General features: G+C 40.2%; 11 protein-coding genes. 2 read left to right on the plus strand and 9 right to left on the minus strand.

Annotation, left to right across the window (positions count from 1 at the left end):
- The first annotated feature begins 85 nt into the window (after nt 1-85).
- Nucleotides 86-2,095 carry an excinuclease ABC subunit UvrB gene (gene uvrB / locus K1X76_10245; protein ID MBX7149447.1) on the plus strand — a complete coding sequence of 670 codons (2,010 nt, stop codon included), beginning with the start codon at nt 86-88 and terminating at the stop codon, nt 2,093-2,095.
- On the plus strand, nt 2,095-3,792 hold the full coding sequence (uvrC, locus tag K1X76_10250) for an excinuclease ABC subunit UvrC (GenBank protein ID MBX7149448.1): 1,698 nt from the start codon (nt 2,095-2,097) through the stop codon (nt 3,790-3,792). The genes uvrB and uvrC overlap by 1 nt, the downstream gene beginning before the upstream one ends.
- Nucleotides 3,793-3,881: 89 nt before the next feature.
- Here uvrC and bamA read toward each other — a convergent pair whose 3' ends face one another.
- The 9 genes from bamA to K1X76_10295 form a co-directional block, all read right to left on the minus strand.
- The gene (gene bamA, locus K1X76_10255; GenBank protein ID MBX7149449.1) at nt 3,882-6,587 is read right to left on the minus strand and encodes an outer membrane protein assembly factor BamA; all 2,706 of its coding nucleotides are present in this window, start codon (nt 6,585-6,587) and stop codon (nt 3,882-3,884) included.
- A gap of 15 nt (nt 6,588-6,602) precedes the next feature.
- Nucleotides 6,603-10,133, minus strand: a complete 3,531-nt coding sequence (locus tag K1X76_10260) for a translocation/assembly module TamB domain-containing protein (protein ID MBX7149450.1) — start codon at nt 10,131-10,133, stop codon at nt 6,603-6,605.
- A gap of 102 nt (nt 10,134-10,235) precedes the next feature.
- Nucleotides 10,236-11,690: a UDP-N-acetylmuramate--L-alanine ligase gene (locus K1X76_10265; protein ID MBX7149451.1), complete on the minus strand. Its 1,455-nt coding sequence runs from the start codon at nt 11,688-11,690 to the stop codon at nt 10,236-10,238.
- Nucleotides 11,687-11,980 (minus strand): type II toxin-antitoxin system RelE/ParE family toxin, encoded by a 294-nt coding sequence (locus tag K1X76_10270; GenBank protein ID MBX7149452.1) that lies wholly within the window; start codon nt 11,978-11,980, stop codon nt 11,687-11,689. Before K1X76_10270 ends, K1X76_10265 begins: the two co-directional genes overlap by 4 nt.
- The gene (locus K1X76_10275; protein ID MBX7149453.1) at nt 11,977-12,210 is read right to left on the minus strand and encodes a hypothetical protein; all 234 of its coding nucleotides are present in this window, start codon (nt 12,208-12,210) and stop codon (nt 11,977-11,979) included. Before K1X76_10275 ends, K1X76_10270 begins: the two co-directional genes overlap by 4 nt.
- Before the next feature lie 49 nt (nt 12,211-12,259).
- Nucleotides 12,260-12,736, minus strand: coding sequence for a nucleotidyltransferase (locus K1X76_10280; protein ID MBX7149454.1), 477 nt, complete (start codon nt 12,734-12,736; stop codon nt 12,260-12,262).
- Complete coding sequence (locus K1X76_10285) at nt 12,717-13,124, minus strand: hypothetical protein (GenBank protein ID MBX7149455.1); 408 nt, start codon at nt 13,122-13,124, stop codon at nt 12,717-12,719. The genes K1X76_10280 and K1X76_10285 overlap by 20 nt, the downstream gene beginning before the upstream one ends.
- Before the next feature lie 55 nt (nt 13,125-13,179).
- Nucleotides 13,180-16,137: a hypothetical protein gene (locus K1X76_10290; GenBank protein MBX7149456.1), complete on the minus strand. Its 2,958-nt coding sequence runs from the start codon at nt 16,135-16,137 to the stop codon at nt 13,180-13,182.
- A 273-nt stretch (nt 16,138-16,410) separates the two neighbouring features.
- The coding region (locus tag K1X76_10295) for a hypothetical protein (protein MBX7149457.1) at nt 16,411-18,986 on the minus strand (2,576 nt) is incomplete at its 5' end.

An 18,986-nucleotide genomic window follows, 5' to 3' on the forward strand; every position in this document is an offset into this window, starting at 1 on the left:
TAGTACGTACTCCTCCCTTAGAGTAAGGGAGGAGGCAGAGGTGGGTTACTCTTGAAATAACAAAGAGACATGCTACAACAGAGTCATGCCGCCGTTTAAACTTATCTCCAATTTCAAACCCATGGGGCACCAACCCCAAGCCATTAAAAAGCTTTCCGACGGTGTTTTAAAAGGTCTGTCCCACCAAACATTATTGGGCGTAACGGGCTCCGGCAAAACCTTTACCATGGCGCATGTGATTGCCGAAACTAAAAAACCGGCTCTTATTTTGGCTCCCAATAAAACGCTGGCGGCGCAGTTGTATGCCGAATTTAAAGCGCTCTTTCCCGATAATGCCGTAGAGTACTTTGTGAGTTACTACGATTACTACCAGCCCGAAGCTTATATCCCGCGTACCGATGTTTTTATCGAAAAAGATTCGGCCATCAATGAAGAAATCGACAAAATGAGACATTCGGCGACACGTTCGGTTTTAGAACGCAATGACGTGATTGTTGTGGCTTCGGTTTCGTGCATCTATGGTTTGGGATCGCCTGATGCCTATCAGGGAATGCTGGTGGATATTAAAAAGGGCATGTCGGTAGGGAGAACACATATTTTAAACAAGCTCGTGATGATTCAATATGAACGAAATGATGTGGATTTTCATCGCGGAACGTTTCGTGTGCGTGGTGATGTGGTGGAAATTTTTCCGGCTTACGAAGAAAACCGCGCTATACGTATGGAATTTTTTGGAGATGAGATTGATCAAATAAGTATTGTGGATCCCTTGCGTGGCAAAACTCTTGAAAAAGTAGATCGCGTTGCCATTTATCCGGGGTCACACTTTGTGACTCCAAAATCACTTTTAGAAAAAGCCATGATTAATATTAAGGCCGAACTAAAAGACAGACTCGAATATTTTAGAAAAGAAGGAAAGCTGGTAGAAGCCCAGCGTTTAGAGCAGCGTACCATGTACGATTTGGAGATGATTGGTGAAATTGGTTTTTGTAAAGGGATCGAAAACTATTCACGCCATCTTACCGGCCGAGACCCAGGCCTGCCTCCGCCAACCTTGCTTGAATATTTTCCAAGTGATTTTTTACTGATGATTGATGAATCGCACATTGCTGTTCCGCAAATTGGTGGGATGTACAACGGGGATAGGGCGCGTAAAACAACATTGGTGGATTACGGTTTCAGGCTTCCGTCGGCACTCGATAACCGCCCCCTTAAATTTGATGAGTTTGAAAAAATGATCAAACAAACTATTTATGTGTCGGCAACACCTGGAGATTACGAATTAAAGAATTCTAAAAAACAGATTGTAGAACAGCTGGTGCGTCCAACAGGACTTATTGACCCTGAGATTATGGTGCGTCCTGTTAAAAATCAGGTAGATGATTTGCTGATAGAAATTAAAAAAGTTATTGAAAAGGGCGAGCGTGTTTTGGTGACCACACTGACAAAGCGGATGTCTGAAAATTTAACCGAATATTACACGGGCGAAAAAATTAAGGTTAAATATCTTCATTCCGATATTGATACTATGGAGCGCATGGAAATATTGCGCGATTTGCGTTTAGGCGTTTTTGATGTGCTGGTGGGGATTAATTTATTGCGAGAAGGACTCGATTTGCCCGAAGTATCGCTGGTAGCTATTTTGGATGCCGATAAAGAAGGCTTTTTACGTTCCGAACGTTCACTTATTCAAACGTTTGGCCGTGCGGCGCGTAATTTAAATGGTCGTGTCATTTGCTATGCCGATAACCTAACGGGCTCACTTAAAAGAGCAATTTCCGAAACAAACAGGCGTCGAGAAATTCAAACCGAGTATAATAAGGAACATGGTATTACGCCTACCAGTATTACTAAAGAAATTAGAGATGCTCTGCAAATTGCCAATGCTGATTATGTTGATTTAGACGTAGGGGCGCACGGCCGCACGCCCTTGCAGGATATTAGTCTGAAAGATATTCCTCGAGAGATAGAAAAACTTACAAAAGAAATGAAGGACCATGCTAAAAAGATGGAGTTTGAAGAAGCGGCCAATATACGCGACAAGATAAACGAACTTAAAAAGAGAGAGCTGGCCTTTAGCGGTATGGATGAATAATGGAAATTTTGCCTGTCAATCAATTGTTAGCATCAAAAGTCTCGGAATTTCCGGCCAATCCTGGTGTGTATTTGATGAAGGATGCCAAAGGGAAAATTATCTATGTAGGTAAAGCTAAAAATTTAAAAAGCCGGGTAAAACAGTATTTGCCAGTAGAAGGCGATGGCCGTTACCAGATTAAATTTTTAATGGAGCGGGTACAGGATATTGATTATCTGGTAACTGATACCGAGCAGGAAGCACTTCTCCTTGAAAACAGCCTTATTAAAAAGCATAAACCCAAATATAATGTTTTTTTAAAAGATGATAAAACCTATATCAGTTTAAAGCTTACTCTCACACATCCTTTTCCGCGGCTAGTTGCTACGCGTAACGTAAAGAAAGATGGCTCTCTCTATTTTGGGCCGTATGTGAATGCGCAGGCATGTTACGAAACTGCCGATTTTGCCTATAAATATTTTATGCTGCGTACGTGCAGTGATCACGAGTTTTCTAACCGTTCGCGCCCTTGTTTGGAGTATCAAATTAAACGCTGTACGGCCCCATGTGTGGGGTATGTAACTGAATCGCAGTATGGGAAGCAGGTTAATGAAATTAAATTATTATTATTGGGAAAAAACGAAGAGCTGAAAAAGGAATTAAAAAATAAAATGCTTCTTTTATCGGAGCAGGAAAAATTTGAGGATGCGGCCCCTTTGCGTGATGCCTTAAATCATCTGGAACAACTGTTAGAAAAGCAAAAGGTAGTAAAACATACGGGTGAAAATCAGGACTACGTTACGCTATATCGTGAAAACGAGCAGGGGATGATTGCGGTACTCAGTGTTCGCAATGGTGATTTGGTCGATTCACACTACTATCCTGTTGTATCGGTAGAAATGGATACTGAAGTTTTGGGAAGTTTTATGAATCAGTATTATTTAACCACACCCTTTATTCCCAGCGAAATTCTGGTTTCTACAACCATACCCGATGTGGAGGCTTTGCTTGAATTTTTGCGCGAAAAAAAGGGTAAAAAAGTGTGTGTGAGGAATCCTCAAAAGGGAGATAAAAAAGATTTGATGGAGCTGGCGCAAAAAAACGCTATTGCGCAGTTTGCCAGGAAGGTGCACAAAAAGTTTGAAAATACAGAAGCCTTATCAAGGCTTGAAAAGGCATTAGACTTAAAAAATCCCTTAAAGCGTATTGAGTGTTACGATATTTCCAATATTTCAGGAAAAAATCCAACTGGATCGCGTGTTACTTTTATAGAGGGCGAGCCTGATAAAAATTTATATCGGCAATACAAGATCCGCTCGATGGATACACCCAATGATTACGCCATGATGATGGAAATGTTGATGCGTCGTTTTGATAAAGAGGACATTAATAATGAAGGGGATGCATGCCCAGATTTGCTGATAGTAGATGGCGGAAAAGGGCAGCTTGGTGTGGCGCTTGAAGTGTTAAAAGATTTAAATATTGAATCTGTTCCCGTGATAGGAGTGGCAAAGGGGCAGGGACAAGGAGTACGTGCCAAAGGTTTGTGGGATAATAAAAAGGAAGAAGAAATTTATTTGCCGGGTCGCAAGAACCCTGTGATTTTAAAGAGGGGATCTCCGGAACTGATGTTACTTCAGCGTATCCGTGACGAATCGCATCGGTTTGCACTTAAATATCATCGGAAGTTAAGGGATACGTTGAAGAAGAAGAGGTAACCCCCTCCAACTCCCCCTTAGCTTAAGGGGGAGAGCTTGCTTTCTCCTCCCCATAGACTAAGGGGAGGTTGGGAGGGGTTACTCTTGTATCAGAAGAAATATCCAAATGAAAAATGAAGACGGCCCTTATGTTCATTAGGTTTTCTGTCTAGAATAAAGCCATAATCTAAACGAATAGGGCCCACTGGTGTTACATAGCGCAATCCTACTCCGGCCGATTCACGAAAATGACTAAAAGACAAATCGTTAAAAGAATCACTTAAGGATCCTGCATCAAAAAATCCTGCCAGGTATATAGAATCAAACACACGAGCCTGTAGTTCACCATTATAAATGATACTTGTTGTGCCACCTGAATCGTCAATGGCATCTTCATCAAAACCTCTTACTGTATCGTTGCCTCCCATAAAATAGAGTTTTGTAGCTGGAATACGAGGCGCATTGTGGATACGTAGAATTTTTCCCAATCTAAAATTATTGACCAAAACAAATCGGTTCGCAAATCCTAGGTAATGAGCACCTTTAAATTCCAGGCGGTTAAAATTATTGGAAAGATTGGCCAAATCGGTATTAAACTCTGTAGATCCAATGGCATAAAGGCCACGATAGGGGTTGGCAAAGTTATCGCGGCTGTCGTAAGTGACAGAAATAGTATTTTCGGCAAAGGTGCTATCAAACAAATTGTCTTGAAGGGCTTGAACATTAGATTCGCTTTCAAAAATGTTAAATCGGGTTACTTGCGATTTTAATAATAAAGTCCAGTTTGATCCAAAACGTTTAACAGTACCCAAAAAACCTCCAAAAGAGGTAGCGTTAAAATTGGTGTCATCTTCGTATTGAACAAAGTACTGGTTTATCAGGTTCCAGCTTGCACCAAAAATGCGAGGAGATGAAATTGTCATTTCGCCGCGTGATAATTCAAAACCGCCAACCCCCCTAAATTGAAGTTGCTTGCCCGATCCAAAAATATTTTTCTTGGTTAAAATAAGTTGCCCCGATGCAAGTTTATCGGAATCGTAGCCAACCTGTACATCTGCTGTAATGCTTTTAGATTCTTGCAGTTTTACCAAAATATCAATTGTGTCATGGGGTGTATCAATGTCAATGGGAGATACCCGTGCATAATCAAATATGCCCAAACGCTTTAAATAAAGTTGTCCATTAAGTAGCTTTTTATAGCGATATAAATCTCCGCTTTTGATGGTTAAAGCTTCTCTAATAACTCCTTCCTTCGTGATAAGATTACCTTCAATAATAATTTGCCCAAAACGGGCCTTGGGCCCCTCTGTGATATTAAATATAACATCTACTAAATGGGTTTTAGCGTTGGGTATTTTTTGAATGGAAATTTTAAAAAATGGATAACCATGATTTGCGTAAAGCTCAGTTATTTTTTTTATGGCCTTATCAATCTTTTTTTGCCTAAATCCTTTTTTAATTTTAAGGCCACTTTCATCAATTAATATATCGGTATTAAAGGCGTTGTTTCCTGTAATTGAAATGGAAGATATTTTATATTCAGGACCTTCATTTACCTTAATTTCTAAAACAGCCTGATCTTTGAAAGAGTTTCGTAATACACGCCAACTCAGAATGGTAGCGTCAAAATAACCTTCTGCTATATAAGCCTGTATTAATTGTTCTATATCAGTTTCAATATAACGTTCTTGGAAAAAACCTTGCCGAGTAATGGAATGGGTTTTGCTTTTAAAATTTTTGAGTAAATCTTTTTCCCCTACCTTTTTATTGCCCAAAACATCTACATCTTTTAGGCGTGTACGAGGGCCTTCCTCTATTTTAAATATAACAAAAACATTGTTGTCTTGTTTTTTTGTTTCGTCGGTTACGCTCACTTCCGAAAAACCGTTTAATTTGTAAAACTTTTCAATGTTATCGCGACTTCTTTCTATAGAAAAACGATCATACCCGCGCTCTTCAACAAAGGTAGTTAGTTCTTTTAGAGTGGCATCTAAAAACCAGTGGTTGCCTTCAAATTTTAACTCAATATTTTTACGCTCATTAACGGTAATAACGGCATCTATTTTGCCCGTTTTTGGGTTAAAAACGGCTTCGTCAAGTGTAACCCTTGCTCTTACAAAGCCTTTATCAATATATTCTTGTTTAAGACGATCTATTTTTCTTTTAATTTTTTGATATGTATATTTGTAAAAAGAAAAGTATTTTCTTAGAATATAACGGGTAGATAAATATTCATTGCCGGTAATGGTTACTTCTCCCAAAGTAAAGGGATAGGTTTGGTGAATTTTTACTTTAAGGTTAACCACCTCATGCTTATGGTCGATGGTGGGTATGATAGAAACTTTAGTATTGTAGGCTCCGCGCTTTTCAAAAAATTCTTTAATGCGGCTTTCGCTTTCAATTAGCTTTTCTGCAATATAAGGTTCACCAGATTGGAGTAGAGAGAGTCGCAATATTTTTTTTGCTAAAAGTGGCATATGGCCAGAAACCGATATTTTTCGAATAAGACGTGCCTCAACAATGTTTAAATTGACAGTTGCCAACGAGCCTTTTATGAGCTCGCTTCCTTCTACTTTTTCAAAAAGAGCTGTTTTTTTAAGACTTTCGGTAATGTCGCTTATTTTACCGGTTGTGTAAGGTTCACCTTCACGAGCGGGAATCAAAGCTCGTACTTCAATAGGTGTTAATTTAATAAGGGAAGAGGTGATATTTATTTTTTTAAGCGTAAGAGGGGATGCATAAGCCGATACGCTTGCCAACATAAATACAATCAGTAATTGAAGTCTGATTATTTTGCGCCATCCACTATCCACCATTCACCATTCACTTTCTTAGTAAGCCTGTAAACGCCAAGCTAAATCAAAACGATATTTAAATCCTGTGTCTTTAGAACCTTTTAAAAGTAAGTTATCAAATAAACGATACTCCACTACAAAACCTTTATAAGCTTCATCCAACGATAAATCGGTAGTAAACGCCAGATTTACTCTATCTGATACACTTTTGCCTATTGAAAAGCGGGAAACAGATGGATCTACACGGTCGTAACGATTTTCCAGCTTTACTATATCTAATTTGGTAGCTTTTGAGAGAGGGCGTTGCAAAAGTCCAACTACTTGAGACGCAATGGCATTTGTGGAAAAAAGAGATTGATCGTTTTGTGCTAATTGATCGGGCGTACGGCCATAGGCAATAAGGGATACAATGTCGTTTTGGTTTAAGTCGGGAGTTGATTCTAAACTTAAACTCAAATTATCCATGGGGCCTTTAAAGATGGCCCTTACTTCAAAATCCTGGATAGCATGGCGTGCTACAAATTCAAGCCATGCGTTTTCCTGAGTAGGGTGAAAAGTAATAAAACCTGATGTGTCGTCAAAATCAATACCAAAAGCATGGATATCGCCTTCCGAAACATCTACAGTGCCATCTAATATGGGCTTGTCTAGGGAGCCTGTCATTTCAACATTTCCAATTAAATTTAGATCGGCCAAGTTGTTTTTAACTACTAAATCACCGCTGCTTTTAATATTGAGATCAAAAAGCATATTTTTAAAAAACGGGTTATCGGCAATTGATTTTTCTTCAATGGAGACTCCCACCGGCTTTAAAACAAATTGGCTAATACTGTAATCTTTGTAGTAAAGTCCTTCTACAACGTTAAGGTTTCCCGATAATTTAAGTTCCTTATTTGCTCCGGAGATATTCACGTCTAAATCACCCAGCATGTGCCATGTATCAGGCTTTGAAAAGGGGATTTCTTTAGCATCTATATTTAAATTAGCAGCAACAATTTCCTTATCTTTGTTCCATTCTATCCAGCCCGCTAAAATGACAGGCGCATCTTGGTAATCGAGATGAAGTTTATCGGTAGATACGCGTTTACCATCAAAATTTATTTTTCCCGTAGTATTAGCTAAATCACCTGCTAAAAACGGTAATACAAAACCAGCTTTGTTAAAGTTAAGTGATCCCTGAAAAGAGGGGTCGGTAAGCATTCCTAAAACAGTAAGATCGCAACCTATTAAACCTTCAGATTCACCAAGCGAGGCATTCAGATCGGTAAGTTGAGATAAATCAATTTGTCCCGTTAATTTTAAATTAGAATCGGCTTTTAGTCCGGCATAGCCGCTTACTGTTAGTTTGCCAGAACCAATTTGAAAGGCTGTGTTGTTAAAATTAAGTTTTTGGTCTTCCAATAGTAAATCGGCTTTTCCCAGTAAACGCATGCTCTTTTCTTCGCCGCCTAGTTCAAAACTAGAAAGAGCCGCTTTAATTTTGGTGTGACTTGCATCTTTTAATTTGTAGGTTACATCAAAAGTTCCTGCGGTGGACATTTTGTTGATATCAAAAGGAAGAAGAGGTGATAAAAAATGGATGTCGGTATTAGATGCTGTAAACAGCATGTTGAGATAATCGGGATTTACTTTGCTATAGTAACCTTTGAGTGCAACGGTATTTAAAACATTTCCCTCAAAGTTGTAGCCACCTTTATCAAAGTTAAAAACAAAAGGTTTAGAAATGGTTAGTGGGCTTTCTTGATCACTCCATACAATGCTTAAAGGAGCCACGGTCAAGGTTTTATCTTTTTGTTTAAGCTTACCATTTATTTTAGCAATAGGGATACCATACCACGAGGCGTTAGTAAGAGTGACGTCGCCGTTGCCATCGTAATTACCTTTGTTTTTTGTAAAATTAAAAAAACCGTCCACAGTGCCGTCAAGTACATCGGTTTTAATAAGAGGGCCTGCCGGAAGAGACGTAAAGCTGGTTTTTAAATCTACCTGTTGTAAGCTTGGCCTAAATACCTGCACAATGCGCAAATCCAAATTTCCACGACCGCTTCCGTTTAAAAGGCTGTTGCCATGCAGTACCAGGTTTTTATTAATAATTGAAAGTGTGCCATTAAAACTGCCAAAGTTTAAGCCTTCGTAGCCAAAATCGGCAGAATCTAAATTAAGATTAAAAACAGGATCTTTAAGTGCTCCCGTGATAGAACCCTTTATGTCGGCTTTGCCGGGAATATCGATGCTTGAAAAAAAATGAATAATAGTAAGTGCCGATAAATCGCTGCCGTTTACAGAAGTATCGAGCTCATTGTTTTTTAAATTAACTGTACCTCGCGCACTTAGTTTGCCATTGCCAAGAACTGCATCAAAACTGTTTATTTTAATAAGTCCATTTTCAAAATTAGCTTTTGATTCTATGTTTAAATTGCCAGCTTCTGCCTCTATTAAATTATGGAGAAGATTTATTTTTAAATTAAGGCCAGCCTTGCCGTTTGTGATATCTTTTATTTTACCCTTGGCTGTTAAGGCTAAATTGACTTCTTGGTAGGCACGTTTAAAGTTGGCTTTGCCAAGAGGCAATAAACTTAGTTGCGGATGATTAGGGGTTGTTAAATCTAAATCTACTTTTCCGTTATTTTTGTTGTAGGAGGCCGTCAGATTGATGAGTCCGCCAAAAGCATCTATTAAACCATTATTTAAACTAACTTCATTTTTTTGATAGGAAAGTGGGAAATAAATTTTATTGATGGCGGCAAAGCCTCTATCGGGTGGGTAGCCGTTTGGATAAAATTTATCAATTAACGGATTTAAAGAATCGTCCCAAGCCGTATCGGTATTCCATGGTGTTGGGGTTTTGTAGAAACTGGAAAAAATCTCGGTAATATCAAGCGTGCCGTTAAATTTTGGGTTAGTGTCACCGGTTTCTTCATCGGCATCCATTTTAAAAGAACCGTACGCCTTAAACATTTTAAAAAATAAATCAATTTTGGGGGATGTATAGGCAAAGTCGGAAAATACAAAATCAATTTTATGTGTGTATAAAAAGAAGGGGGTCACACTTTTACCCTGAAGCCTGGCTAAACTTATTTTTTTATCACCTGGCAAATTAAGAGTAATAGACTGGATGTCGGAAGACGCAACCTGAAAGGTGTTAATAAGATACGCTAAGTTTTGAGAGGTATTTTTTGGAGTTCGTCCTTTTTTAACTACCATGGGCGAATAAGGAAATTCTTCAATAGTGATACTAATACTATTTGCATTAAGATTTAAGAGATGAACTTTTTTAAACATAAGCCTAATAGGGTCTATAGCCATAGAAAAATCTTGTAGGCTAATAGTGGCATTGGCTTTGGGAATATAGGCTCTTAAGTTTTTACCACTAAAGTGACCCGTTAAGGCTGTAAAATTAAAATTGTCCCAGCTAATTTCAATGCCGGTTCGTTTTTCCAGTTGTGCCAATGCAAAAATTTGAAAGCGTTTATTGTTTAAAACAAGATGGGAGAGCGTCATCACAAATGCCGTGAGCAGTAAAAATTTGAACAGTAAATGACGCTTTTTGTACGATTTTTTTTCCAAAAACAAACCCCTAACAAGTTCTTGAAATTTAAAATGGTTTTACGAAAAAGGAAAGGGAAATTCGCTTATCGCTAATCGTGTATCGCCTATCGAAAAGAATCTTTATTTTGCGATTAGCGATAAACGATCTGCCATCTTTTGATGAATTCCCCCAAAGGCACCATTACTCATGATAAGAAGAACAGCAGGTGAGGTAATATGGCTTACCACATGCGCTATAATGGCATCGACATCGGGTAAATTGATGGCGTTTTTACCGCGGGCGCACACTTCGGCAACAATTTGCGGCACATCCAAAATTTTTCCATCGGGTACTTTTTCGGGCATGAACACATTGGCAATAATGGATTGGTCAGCTTCGTCAAATGCTTTGCCATAACCTTCCTGGAAAACATTTCGTTTGCTGGAGTTGGAGCGTGGTTCAAAAATGGCCCACAGTTTATGCTGGGGATAAGCCTTTTTAACGGCGGCAATGGTTTCTAAAACGGCTGTTGGGTGATGCGCAAAATCATCCATCACTAAAATGTCGCCAATTTTTTCGCGCACTTCTTGCCGGCGTTTGACACCCTTGAATGTAGAGAAAACTTTTTGGATGGCATCGTTTTGATAACCTAATTTTTTGAGGAGCACAAAACAAGCTAAAGCATTTTGTACGTTATGGGAACCAACCATAGGAATTGTCAGTGTTGTTTCCAGTTTTTCTTTGTAAAAAATTTTAAAAGAAGTGGTGGGGATGGCTTTGGCATCACCTGGAAGAACAGGATGGAATTCAATATCGCGTGCATCCCAATCGCCTTTTCCATTAATCCCATATGTGGACATCTCCGGCAGGGGCGAGGCCCTGCCTCGCCCTCTTAATTCAATAAGTTTAGGATAATGCGTGTTCAACAACAAAAACCCATTGGGGTTCGTTTTATCAATCAACTTTACAAACGATTCTGTTAAATGATCTAAATCGCGATAAATATCGGCATGATCAAATTCCAGTGAAGTGATAAGCGTGTAGTAGGGGCGATAGTGTAAAAATTTGGGTCCTTTATCGAAATACGCGGTATCATATTCATCACCTTCAATCACAAAATAATCGCCTTTGCCGTCATGTACATTTTTTTGTCCGTCATGCAGCACGCCACCAATCAAATAACCCGGATCGGCTTTTAATTCTTTTAAAAGATGCGCCATGAGGGCTGTGGTGGTGGTTTTACCGTGGGTACCGGAGATGACGATGGATTTTTTATCTTTAATAAAAAATTCTCCCATGGCCTGGGGAAACGACATGAATTTTAATCCCAGCTTTTCCATTTCCATGGCTTCGGGATTGGTTTTGGAAATAGCGTTGCCCACGATGACTAAGTCAGGTTTGGGATTCAGATTCTCAGCTTTAAAGCCGGTAAAAATTTTGATACCCGCATTCTCAAGCGTGGTACTCATGGGCGGGTAGACGTTTTGATCGCTGCCGGTAACGGTGAATCCTTTTTCTTTAAGCAGCATGGCCAAAGAACCCATGCCGGTGCCACAGATGGCGATGAGGTGGATGTGTTGAATAGTTTTTGTCATAATTCTGGTCGTTTTTCTTTGCTATGCCATAAATGTAAAATTTGAATTTTTTTAGCATTTATACGATAGCGAACTACATAATGTCCATGGCCAAAGGGTATTAAAAATTCACGAGTTTCGGGTTTGAATTTTGTGAGGATGTAGCCAGAACGAGGGTGTTTTTTAAGTATGTTAAAGGCTTGTTTAATACGAAGAGCCGCCATTTTAAGGGCTTTTGGATATTGGATTGATAAAAAAGAATAGAGGCGGTTTAAATCGGCATAGGCCGTTGGGGTTAATAAAAGTTTCATTTTCCCCAGGTATCTAGATATTCCAATGCTTCTTTTTCGGAAACAAAATCATTTTTGAGCGCTTCGCCCAAGGCTAGCAAGGTTTGCTCGTCATGCCAGTCGTTTGTTTCTTGTTCGGCTATAAAGGCAGAGAGAGCTTGTTTTACCACCTCGCTTCGTGTGGTTTTATGTTTGGCTAAATAACGGGAAAGTTGCTTTTCTATTTTGGGATTGAGCCTGACGCCTAGCATAAGGCTAGTTTAACAATTGTTAAACAAAAATCAAGGTTTTTTATGGTGGTCATGCGAGCAGTTCCTTTACCTTTTTGAGTTTAGCTTCGATATATTTTTCATCTAGTTTTTTCCCATAAATTTCTCGCAATTCTTCAATGTCGCGTCTGTCCACACTTCGGTTAGCAATGGTTTTAAGGACGATAATATCTTCAGGGGTGGCTATTTTTACCAGTTTATCGCCTAGTTTAGAAATTTTAGCCCGTTTGACAACATCAGCTCCGACATACTCATCGGCAAAAAGAAGATCGATAGGGACATTATCTACTTTGCCTTTTAATTGATATTCGCCCATGGATTTAATTTCGTAACTTTTTTGTGTGAATATTTTTTTAACTTCATCCAGATTATCTACCAAAACATACACATCAATATCCACGGTATTGGCACGGCCGTGGTGGAGCATAACGGCCAGTCCGCCAATTAAACAGTAATCGATATCGGCTTCATTGAGGAGGTTTACAATTTTATAAAGTGTTTCTAGCATGGAGAAGGGCCTCAAAAAAGTTTTGGGGTTTGTGGGACGGTATTTTATTGGATCTATTTAATTCTGCAATTTGATAAACGCTCACAGGGTCTACTTTTTTATCGTCGGCAAAATGAACCAGCCAGGGTTTTTTTATATGGCTGGCTTCTTCATAAACCATATGGGTAATGCCCATGGCCAACGGATGCTTGTGATTAAAGTAATAAAGGGGAGGAGTCTTATTTTTACGGATGATACGGGCGTCTACAAGAGGTTTAAGTGCTTTAAAAATTTCGGACGGGCTTCGTTTTAAGGCATTAGCCAAGCCTCTGCCTGTAGTTCCCCCTTTGGTGATTAAATACAGGAGAATATCGCTTTTAGTGTGGCTTCCTGTAAGGGCTTCTATCATATGTACCTATTATATAGGTACATTATAATAGATCAACCCTTATTTTTAAAAAAATCTATTCGTGCTTAATTTCATCCAGCTTGGCGGCTGCGCGGCGTATGGCTTCCAGTAATGCCGGATATTGTTCGCGCATGGCTTTATGCCAAATCACAAAATCGCGGCCGTCGGCTACGTTTTGGGCTACTTTATCGGGTGCAAATTTATAAGCCACATTAATGCCGCTGGCGAGCACCACATACCACATTTCGCCTGTGTCTTCATTAAAGGCCCAGTCGCCGGCATCCACTTTAAGATCATAGCTGTGTTTGTGCTCATCTTCGCTTTTATCATGCTGTTCCTTGTAGTTATCGGTGGCTATCGTCCAGGGGAGATATGCTGTATTTCCTTCAATAACGGGTTTTAATGAAATAGCCTCGGATGTAAAAACACCCATGCCCATATCTAAATACTGGTATACATCAAACTGACCCGGTGTGCTGATGGGGTTTCCGGTTGCCTCATCACGATAAGTAGGATTAAGAGGGTTAGCGTAGCCGCTGCCTTCCAGCAAACGGTTATCTAAACACACACCTGTTAAACCAGCTCTCATTTTTTGTACACCGGTAGCAACTACCTCGCCTGTATCTTTACGCTTTAAGGTATAAAGGCCATCGTTAAATGGAAAACTTTGTTCTGTAGTGTCGGTGCGTTCGGCAATTAGTTCGTTGCCATCCATGTCATAAATGGCGTCACGGTGTTTTGGGTCTTTTTCAATGGCTACAAAAATTTGATCTACCGATTGGCCACCATTACCGGTTGCCACATAATAGGTACGGGCTTCGTGCAATGGATAGTCGGTAAGGGCCCTTAAGAATTCTTCTTTGGTAAAGTCGTGTGTAACAAGCTTGGCGCCAATTTCACCCGATTTCCCTTCGGTGACCAGTTTTTCGCGCAGCATATCGTTAGATTCGTCTAACTGATACACAGTAACTTCGCTGGCTGTATCGTTAGGAGTGCGTGCAAAACCATTTAATTGAAATGTATTGCCATCCGCCTTCCAGCGCGCAGGGTCGGTAATAACCGTACTCATCAAGGCTTCGGTTTCATCTCTAAAGGGGCCTTGTGCCGGTGGCTTGGCCGGGCGGATATTCATTTTTTCGGTTACATACGCATCTACTTTATCCATGAGTTCCATCAGTTGTTCCAGCAGGCCTTGTATTTGTGCTACGTTTTCATCCTGCATGATGACTTCCATCACTTTGTCTTTATAGGCTTGCGCAGTAATAATAGCGGCATCTACCAAGGCTTGACGGGCTTGTTGTGCGCTAGGTGTATCTAATGTGAGAGCATCGGTGGTTAATTTAACACCTTCTACGCCCACCAACTGTAAAAAGGCCTCGCGTGTGCCGGGTTGGTTGAGGGCTCCAATCACCAAATTAATAGCAGCTGCATTCAGAAGGTCCAGTTGCGCTTTGAAAGTGGGATCATCTTTAAGAGTTGTTAACGCTTGAGTAGTAAAACCCATCATCGAAAGAGCGGCTTCTCCAAAAAGTTTTTTAAACTCGGTATCGTTAGGAAGGTCTTTTACAATTTCCAACGTGGCCGTAATGTATTTGGGGGCAACACGCTGATAAGCCGCTACAACACGCGGATCGCCACTAGCCAAAACTCCGTGTTGCATAAGAACGGGAGCCACTTCATCCAAAGCGGCCACGGCTTCCTTGCTTCCGGCGGCGCGGATGATATCGGCTGTCATGGCTTCCAAAATGGGTTGTAAGAGTGGGCGTAAGGCTTCAAATTGTTGAGGGATTTGTTCTTTGATTTGAGCAATAATTTCTTCTTGATGGCTTAATAGATATTGCTTGATAGCTTCGGGAGCACTACCTAAACCTTGTTCTAAAATAACGGTCGTCCATTTTTCTAATGTAGAACCAATGGCGTTTACAATTTGATCGTTTTCGGCCCAATCCCCGCCAAGCCTTATCAATGCCGCAATTGTATCCGGATGTTTTTCTAGTGAAACAGGTAAGTAAGTAACAACGGTATCAACGGCTTCTCGTGTGACTGCTTCGGGTATGCTTTTGGGTGCTTCAGGATCAATAGGAGAAGGTGGCATAGTAGAAGCGGGTTCATCAAAAAGAAAATCGGTTACATGGCCTATTCCCCATATGGGATGAGTGACGCTGGTTATTCCCCGGTTGGCATCTGTAGCTCGCGTTGATTCGCGTTCAAAACCTTCACAGTAATCACGTGAAACAGGCAAGGCTCTTCCGGTAAGTATGCTTCTTTCAAAAGAAGAAGTGCTTAAGCAAAATTCGGCGGAAGCAAGGTTGCGAAGATACTCGCTTAAGATATCAAATGACTCACGATATTTGGGTATGTAAATATCATTGCTGCTTTGTGAAGAATTTTGCCTAATTTTTATTTCGGCCTGACGCAGGAGACGTTTTACAATATACCACTCGCCCCATGCTACTTGCGTTAAATCTACATTTTTAACAAAAGCTGAAATGTAAGCATGATCTATATTGTTTTTTGAGCCGTTTAAAAAGGCCATGAGGTCGTCTTGGATATAATGCACATTTTCCAAAAGATCATCGCTTCTTGCATCGTCACCTATGTTGTGATTTTGGGTAAAGTAATAGCGAATAAAATAATTTTTATAAGGGTCAAAATTGAATTTTTCTAAAATTGGGCTACCAGCTAAAGCCATAGCATCATCACTGGTGCTGCTGTTTGATTGTGGCCAGGTGAAATCTTCGTAAATAATAGATTTAGAATCTTTTTTAATTTCCCACTGAATACCAAAGTTTGGGTCGGTCCATACTTCAATGGTGGTAACGCGGTAAAAATCGTCTAACTCTTCGGTAACAGTAAATTCCGATCTGGGTTTAGTCCAGTCAAATTCTCCTTCAATAGAAACGATGCCAGGTTTTAGTTTGTATAAGTCATCGCTTAAATTGGCGCGTAAAAGTGTATCGTCGATGGCGTTAAAAGCCCATGCCGCCCGGGCTATTCTTAATGAATCAACCATATTCTTTCCCTTCTTGTTTGGTCTGCCCAGACCAAACAAAAAATGCCCGGATTGTTGTCCGGTTTTATTTTATGTTTCTTAATGAAGTTTTTATGCCCTGTAAAAACCTGTGCTTCTATATGTAAGTTATCGGCATGGCCAGTAAAAAGTTGCGTTGTTTTGGATAAAAAATAGGGGAGGGAACACTATTTTACGACGTAAAGCGTTAAAATACACAACCCCGCACCTGTGAGGGTGCGGGGTTAAGGATTAGTGTAAGGAAGATGTGTTTTATTATAGGTCGCCTGTATCAGCGAGAGTAATGGCAACTTCTTTTTTAACTCCACCTTGAAGTTCAATAACAAAGGTAATGGTGGCGCCGTAGTATGTGTGGGTGCCACTAGCTAGTGGGTTTTCTAGTATAGATAATATGTGATAGCTGTGGTCAGTTGACGGCTCAACAAGAAAATATTCAGTTTTAATGTCCGGTAAGATAGTGCCATCAGCCAATTTGGCTTTTATGGTTATTGGTTTTTTTACATCATTGCTGTTTATACCCCTTAAATTAAATTGAAACATTTGAATATTGGCATAGTTTCTTCCTTGGTAATCTGTGTCCAAGGTAACAGTTACTGTACGGTCTGCTTCAAAAGCTTTGCATCTTTCAAGGGCAGCTTCGTAAATACGTTGCGCTGTTCTTATTTGAGTGAGCAAAGCCTCTTTTTTAGCGGCAGCACCTTTGGTGCTAGGATCTCTTACAAAAGCATAAGCCGATAACAACGTGTTGTTGATATCAATGTATTTATCGCGTGTGGCCTCAAAGTTGAGGTCACTGGCAGGGTCATAACTTTCTGCTGTTGTTTGATTTTCTTCAGTGGGAATTGAGAGCTCAATAGCTAGCTTAATAGTAGCCCACGAATCTTTAGAGTCTAAATTTAAATCAACCTCAGTATCAGGTTTATAAATATCTTCTTCCAAAGCAGCTTGAGCTTCTTCAAATGAGGAGAGTGCAGGTACAGGTTCATCGGTACCAGCAAGAGCCTGGCGTCCGTACGCAACGGCCGATGTAAAGGCATCGTAACGTTCTTTATATTTTGAAATTAGTGTTTGAATACGCTCTAAAGTTGTTTGAGCAATATCGTGTTTATGGCCTTTTGGATGTTTTGTAAGATACGCCTTTAAGTTTGCTTCATCATCTTTTAAGCTGTTCAGTTTACCAGTAATTTCTCTTAAGCTTGCCGTGTCTTTATCTAAGACGTTGAGCACTACATAACAAGGCGGATATACAGTGTTGTTTTTCTGTGCAAGGTCTTTAACGTCTGTCCAATGTAATACGATTGCTGTTCTCTGTTCGGGAACCTTAAATTCCACCTGTTCCATGGCTGTTACAATATCTCGTACCTGTTCCAAAGCCGCTTCGGCGGCTTTTACTTCGGCTTCATTAACATAAGTAAAGCCTTGGGTAGAGGTGCCGGCAGGGTCTTTATCATCGGCGTGGCCCAAGTGATGGCCGTGGTCGGCTAAATTGCCATAATCATCTTCAAGGGTAATAGGGGCAGATGCTGTTGTTGTGCCATTCGATTGCGCTGTGTGCCAAACAAGTTGGCCTCTAATAATGGTAGAGTTGGGGATATTGCCATTAGCTGCATTGGTGCTAATGGTATGCTCACCATTTACTATTACTTCATCGCCGGTAATGCTAGCTGAGCGGATGATGGTGTCAAAGTCTACAAAACCGTCTTCTACGTTAAAAATGCTCACATAACCGTGGTTATAAGGGTCTTGGTAAAACTCTCCCATTTCTTGTTCGTTGGTGGGTAAAGCTACATCGGGACGAACAATTACCAATTGTAATCCGCGATCTTTTATCGCTTCGGTAGAGTCTTTGCTATATTCGGCAGAGCCTTCTTTATAATCGCCATCGGAAGCGGTGTATTTGTAATTACCTTGGTCATCGTAGCTTGAAGGTAAACAATGCAAGTTTTCACCGGTAGAAAGTACATGGAGTTTACCGCTTAAATCTATGCCCTTTTCCTTGGCCATGAGTTTAAGAATATGTTCAATAATTTGGGCGCGTCTTTTAGAAAGTGGGTTATTAGTTTTAACAGCATTGCCGTCTTGGCTGGCCGTAGCATTGAGTACAATTTGATAGCCACCACCTAAATCGATAATGCCCATGATGGTGTCATACATTTTTTGCATTTCACGTTTCATTTCTTCTAAACGAGGGCCAAAAATGGTGCGTTTTGTTTGATCGCCAGATTTAAGGGTGGCCGCCATTTGCCAAAAGGCATCTAATGTAGTGGTTTTTAAAAGTTTATCGGCCTGTGTTGTGTAAGGACGGCCAATTTCAAATTTTACCGCATTAGGATCAAAATCTTTAAATGTCATTGCAAACGGGGAGGCAATAGACAAGAAATCGTCCACGGTTTCGGGCTGGTAATCATTGTGTTTGGTAACATAATGATTGATAAAATCGATATTCATCAAGATTTTAGGATCAGCTTTAGAACCCCATACCATCACCAGTTTATCTTCAAAAATTTGTTTGCCACCTTCGAGGGCCAGTTTGTCGCCAAGCATTTTGGGAACGGGTCTAATTTCGAGACGCAAGGTTCTTTTAATTTCTTCCAAACGCGCATTGTAAGCATCGTTTGCAGGAGTGCCGGCCGGTTTTTTAAGGCTGTCAAATACGGCGGCGGCAGCTATGCTTAAACGATCGACTGGATTTTTGGTGGTGACGCCATCCGCATTAAACGGGTTGTTATCGCTATTTTCAAACATGCGTAACGCATCTAAGGCAATTTGTTGTTCTAGAGCGCCAATATCACAATCCGGCCGTTCATAAACAGGGTCTACATGTAAATCGG

This window comes from bacterium, from assembly GCA_019695305.1.
In the GTDB taxonomy this organism is placed as follows: domain Bacteria; phylum UBA10199; class UBA10199; order UBA10199; family JAIBAG01; genus JAIBAG01.